At 50.8% G+C, this 5,265-nt stretch carries 2 tRNA genes and 3 rRNA genes; all 5 read left to right on the plus strand.

The features are described from left to right. Window positions 1-179: 179 nt before the first annotated feature. The 5 genes from GGR22_RS17060 (at window position 180) to rrf (ending at window position 5,248) form a co-directional block, all read left to right on the plus strand. Window positions 180-1,693: ribosomal RNA gene (locus tag GGR22_RS17060) — 16S ribosomal RNA — on the plus strand. 94 nt (window positions 1,694-1,787) lie between these two features. Then, window positions 1,788-1,861 (plus strand) — tRNA-Ile (locus GGR22_RS17065). A 92-nt stretch (window positions 1,862-1,953) separates the two neighbouring features. Then, window positions 1,954-2,027 (plus strand) — tRNA-Ala (locus GGR22_RS17070). A 93-nt stretch (window positions 2,028-2,120) separates the two neighbouring features. Next, window positions 2,121-5,002, plus strand: a 23S ribosomal RNA gene (locus GGR22_RS17075). A gap of 136 nt (window positions 5,003-5,138) precedes the next feature. Next, a 5S ribosomal RNA gene (rrf, locus tag GGR22_RS17080) occupies window positions 5,139-5,248 on the plus strand. The 16S, 23S and 5S rRNA genes sit together here with 2 tRNA genes alongside, the layout of an rRNA operon. Window positions 5,249-5,265: the final 17 nt, after the last annotated feature.

The raw sequence follows: 5,265 nt of genomic DNA on the forward strand, positions 1-5,265 counted from the left end.
AAAATAATCGTACTTTTGCACCCGCTTCGAGAGAGGCGAAAGAATAGAAGAACACGTTCATAGACATATTGGATTGACAGCAGTTTCGGCAGCGATGCCGGAGCTAAAAAAGAGAGAGCGGCGCGGTCTTTAGATAAGACCCGCAACAGAGCTGAGATTCGTCGAAATTATTAAAATATACGATGAAGAGTTTGATCCTGGCTCAGGATGAACGCTAGCGGCAGGCCTAACACATGCAAGTCGAGGGGTAGACGTCTTCGGACATCGAGACCGGCGCACGGGTGCGTAACGCGTATGCAACCTGCCTTCCACAAAGGGATAGCCCAGAGAAATTTGGATTAATACCTTATAGTATTACAGAATGGCATCATTTCGTAATTAAAGATTTATCGGTGGAAGATGGGCATGCGTCCCATTAGCTTGTTGGTAAGGTAACGGCTTACCAAGGCAATGATGGGTAGGGGTCCTGAGAGGGAGATCCCCCACACTGGTACTGAGACACGGACCAGACTCCTACGGGAGGCAGCAGTGAGGAATATTGGACAATGGGCGCAAGCCTGATCCAGCCATGCCGCGTGCAGGATGACGGTCCTATGGATTGTAAACTGCTTTTATACGGGAAGAAACCCTGGCTCGTGAGCCAGACTGACGGTACCGTAGGAATAAGGATCGGCTAACTCCGTGCCAGCAGCCGCGGTAATACGGAGGATCCAAGCGTTATCCGGAATCATTGGGTTTAAAGGGTCCGTAGGCGGCCCCGTAAGTCAGTGGTGAAATCTCCCGGCTCAACCGGGAAATTGCCATTGATACTGCAGGGCTTGAATTATTGGGAAGTAACTAGAATATGTAGTGTAGCGGTGAAATGCTTAGATATTACATGGAATACCGATTGCGAAGGCAGGTTACTATCAATACATTGACGCTGATGGACGAAAGCGTGGGTAGCGAACAGGATTAGATACCCTGGTAGTCCACGCCGTAAACGATGGATACTAGCTGTTCGGGGCAACCTGAGTGGCTAAGCGAAAGTGATAAGTATCCCACCTGGGGAGTACGTTCGCAAGAATGAAACTCAAAGGAATTGACGGGGGCCCGCACAAGCGGTGGAGCATGTGGTTTAATTCGATGATACGCGAGGAACCTTACCAGGGCTTAAATGTGGCCTGACAGGACCGGAAACGGTTTTTCCTTCGGGCAGGTCACAAGGTGCTGCATGGTTGTCGTCAGCTCGTGCCGTGAGGTGTCAGGTTAAGTCCTATAACGAGCGCAACCCCTGTCGTTAGTTGCCAGCGAGTCATGTCGGGAACTCTAACGAGACTGCCAGTGCAAACTGAGAGGAAGGTGGGGATGACGTCAAATCATCACGGCCCTTACGCCCTGGGCTACACACGTGCTACAATGGACGGTACAGAGAGCAGCCACTGGGCGACCAGGAGCGAATCTACAAAACCGTTCACAGTTCGGATCGGAGTCTGCAACTCGACTCCGTGAAGCTGGAATCGCTAGTAATCGGATATCAGCCATGATCCGGTGAATACGTTCCCGGGCCTTGTACACACCGCCCGTCAAGCCATGGAAGCTGGGGGTGCCTGAAGTCGGTGACCGCAAGGAGCTGCCTAGGGTAAAACCGGTAACTGGGGCTAAGTCGTAACAAGGTAGCCGTACCGGAAGGTGCGGCTGGAACACCTCCTTTCTAGAGAAAGACGCAAATCTCGCCTGCGGGGGCCATCGTGGTCCGCCTGCTCTCGCTGTTGGTTCAAAAATATTAAAGAAAAGCAATAAAACAGAGTCTCGTAGCTCAGCTGGTTAGAGTACTACACTGATAATGTAGGGGTCGGCAGTTCGAGTCTGCCCGGGACTACTTTTTTAAGGCTTTGATAGGAAATTTTAGAAGTATGAGTACGAATTACGCATTAATTCAAGATTCAACATTCATAATTTAAGATTAGAGATGGGGGATTAGCTCAGCTGGCTAGAGCGCCTGCCTTGCACGCAGGAGGTCATCGGTTCGACTCCGATATTCTCCACGTTTCCGGAAGGAAAACAGTTCATTGACATATTGGGATAAGAAAACATTTAAAAAGTAGAAAGCATTCTTCTGATTTATCAGAAGAGAAAGCGCAATAAGCAAAATAAGGGCGCATGGGGGATGCCTAGGCTCTCAGAGGCGAAGAAGGACGTGATAAGCTGCGAAAAGCTGCGGGGACGGGCACACACCGATCGATCCGCAGGTATCCGAATGGGGCAACCCACTATGCTGAAGGCATAGTACTCCGATAGGAGGGCGAACCCGCTGAACTGAAACATCTAAGTAGGCGGAGGAGAAGAAAACAAAAGTGATTCCGTAAGTAGTGGCGAGCGAACGCGGATTAGCCCAAACCAGGCATGTTACGGCATACCTGGGGTTGTAGGACCGCGACATTTTATGCAAGAAGAACCGGAAGCGACTGGAAAGTCGCGCCATAGAGGGTGACAGCCCCGTACGGGCAATGATTGTAATAGATAGCGGTATCCTGAGTAGGGCGGGGCACGTGAAACCCTGTCTGAATCCGGCGGGACCATCCGCCAAGGCTAAATACTCCTGAGAGACCGATAGTGAACCAGTACCGTGAGGGAAAGGTGAAAAGAACCGTGAATAACGGAGTGAAACAGATCCTGAAACCATGCGCCTACAAGCGGTCGGAGCCCTTTAGTGGGGTGACGGCGTGCCTTTTGCATAATGAGCCTACGAGTTAACGTTGCCGGCAAGGATAAGTGGTTCAGCCACGGATCCGTAGCGAAAGCGAGTCTGAATAGGGCGCCATAGTCGGCAGTGTTAGACGCGAAACCGTGTGATCTACCCATGGGCAGGATGAAGCTGTGGTAACACACAGTGGAGGTCCGAACCGGTTGTCGTTGAAAAGACTTCGGATGACCTGTGGGTAGGGGTGAAAGGCCAATCAAACTCGGAAATAGCTCGTACTCCCCGAAATGCATTTAGGTGCAGCGTTATGCGTAAAGTTATACAGAGGTAGAGCTACTGATTGGATGCGGGGGCTTCACCGCCTACCAATTCCTGACAAACTCCGAATGCTGTATAATGTTTCATAACAGTGAGGGCTTGGGTGCTAAGGTCCAAGTCCGAGAGGGAAAGAACCCAGACCATCAGCTAAGGTCCCCAAATATATGCTAAGTTGAAAGAACGAGGTTTGTCTGCCCAGACAGCTAGGATGTTGGCTTGGAAGCAGCCATTCATTTAAAGAGTGCGTAACAGCTCACTAGTCGAGCGGACGAGCATGGATAATAATCGGGCATAAGCATATTACCGAAGCTATGGATTTGCAATTTATTGCAAGTGGTAGGGGAGCATTCTGGCTGGGGCGAAGGTGTATCGTAAGGTATGCTGGACCGGCCAGAAAAGAAAATGTAGGCATAAGTAACGATAATGCGGGCGAGAAACCCGCACACCGAAAGACTAAGGTTTCCTCAGCTATGCTAATCAGCTGAGGGTTAGTCGGGTCCTAAGGCGAACCCGAAAGGGACAGTCGATGGCCAACGGGTTAATATTCCCGTACTTCTTATAATTGTGATGGGGCGACGGAGTGATGAAAGCACCGCGAACTGACGGAATAGTTCGTTGAAGCACCTAGCTATATTTCCTATAGGCAAATCCGTAGGGAATGGCGAAATGCGATAGTACGCGGAGTCTTCGGACAAAGCGATAGTGTGCCTAAGGGCTTCCAAGAAAAACCTCTAAACTTAGATTATAAGAACCCGTACCGTAAACCGACACAGGTAGTCGAGGAGAGAATCCTAAGGTGCTCGAGAGATTCATGGCTAAGGAATTAGGCAAAATAGACCTGTAACTTCGGGAGAAAGGTCGCCAGCGCAAGCTGGCCGCAGTGAAGAGGTCCAGGCGACTGTTTATCAAAAACACAGGGCTCTGCAAAATCGTAAGATGAAGTATAGGGCCTGACACCTGCCCGGTGCTGGAAGGTTAAGAGGAGATGTTATCTTCGGAGAAGCATTGAATTGAAGCCCCAGTAAACGGCGGCCGTAACTATAACGGTCCTAAGGTAGCGAAATTCCTTGTCGGGTAAGTTCCGACCTGCACGAATGGTGTAACGATCTGGACACTGTCTCAGCCATGAGCTCGGTGAAATTGTAGTATCGGTGAAGATGCCGATTACCCGCAGTGGGACGAAAAGACCCTGTGCACCTTTACTATAGCTTAGTATTGACTTTGGACAAGTGATGTGTAGGATAGGTGGGAGACTTCGATCCTGCGTCGCCAGGCGTAGGTTAGTCATTGTTGAAATACCACCCTTTGCTTGTCTGAAGCCTAACCCCGCGCTGCGGGGGACATTGCTTGGTGGGTAGTTTGACTGGGGTGGTCGCCTCCAAAAGAGTAACGGAGGCTTCTAAAGGTTCCCTCAGCACGCTTGGTAACCGTGCGCAGAGTGCAATGGCATAAGGGAGCTTGACTGAGAGACATACAGGTCGATCAGGTACGAAAGTAGAGCATAGTGATCCGGTGGTTCCGCATGGAAGGGCCATCGCTCAAAGGATAAAAGGTACGCCGGGGATAACAGGCTGATCTCCCCCAAGAGCTCATATCGACGGGGGGGTTTGGCACCTCGATGTCGGCTCGTCACATCCTGGGGCTGGAGAAGGTCCCAAGGGTTGGGCTGTTCGCCCATTAAAGTGGCACGCGAGCTGGGTTCAGAACGTCGTGAGACAGTTCGGTCTCTATCTACTGCGGGCGCAAGAAATTTGAGTGGATCTGATTCTAGTACGAGAGGACCGAATTGGACCGACCGCTGGTGTATCTGTTGTCCCGCCAGGGGCATCGCAGAGTAGCTACGTCGGGAAGGGATAAGCGCTGAAAGCATATAAGCGCGAAACCCACCACAAGATGAGATTTCTTTTAAGGGTCGTGGGAGATGACCACGTCGATAGGCTGCAGGTGTAAAGGCAGTAATGTCATAGCCGAGCAGTACTAATAACCCGTAAGCTTATGCGCGATTTTCCTGCCCTCCGGGGCAGGAAGAAACTTTCTTATAAGACTTAAAAATGTATTTTATCCCAGTATGCCAAGATATTGCCATGGTATCCGTAAAAAGAGGCCATGGACATGCCGCCCGACGGCAAGAATGATCCAAGGTGGTTATTGCGGCGGGGCTCACCTCTTCCCATCCCGAACAGAGAAGTTAAGCCCGCCTGCGCAGATGGTACTGCAATCCTGTGGGAGAGTATGTCGCCGCCTTCCTTTGAAAGAGTCCTTAC

Source organism: Flavobacterium gossypii, assembly GCF_014138495.1.
GTDB lineage: Bacteria > Bacteroidota > Bacteroidia > Flavobacteriales > Flavobacteriaceae > Flavobacterium > Flavobacterium endophyticum.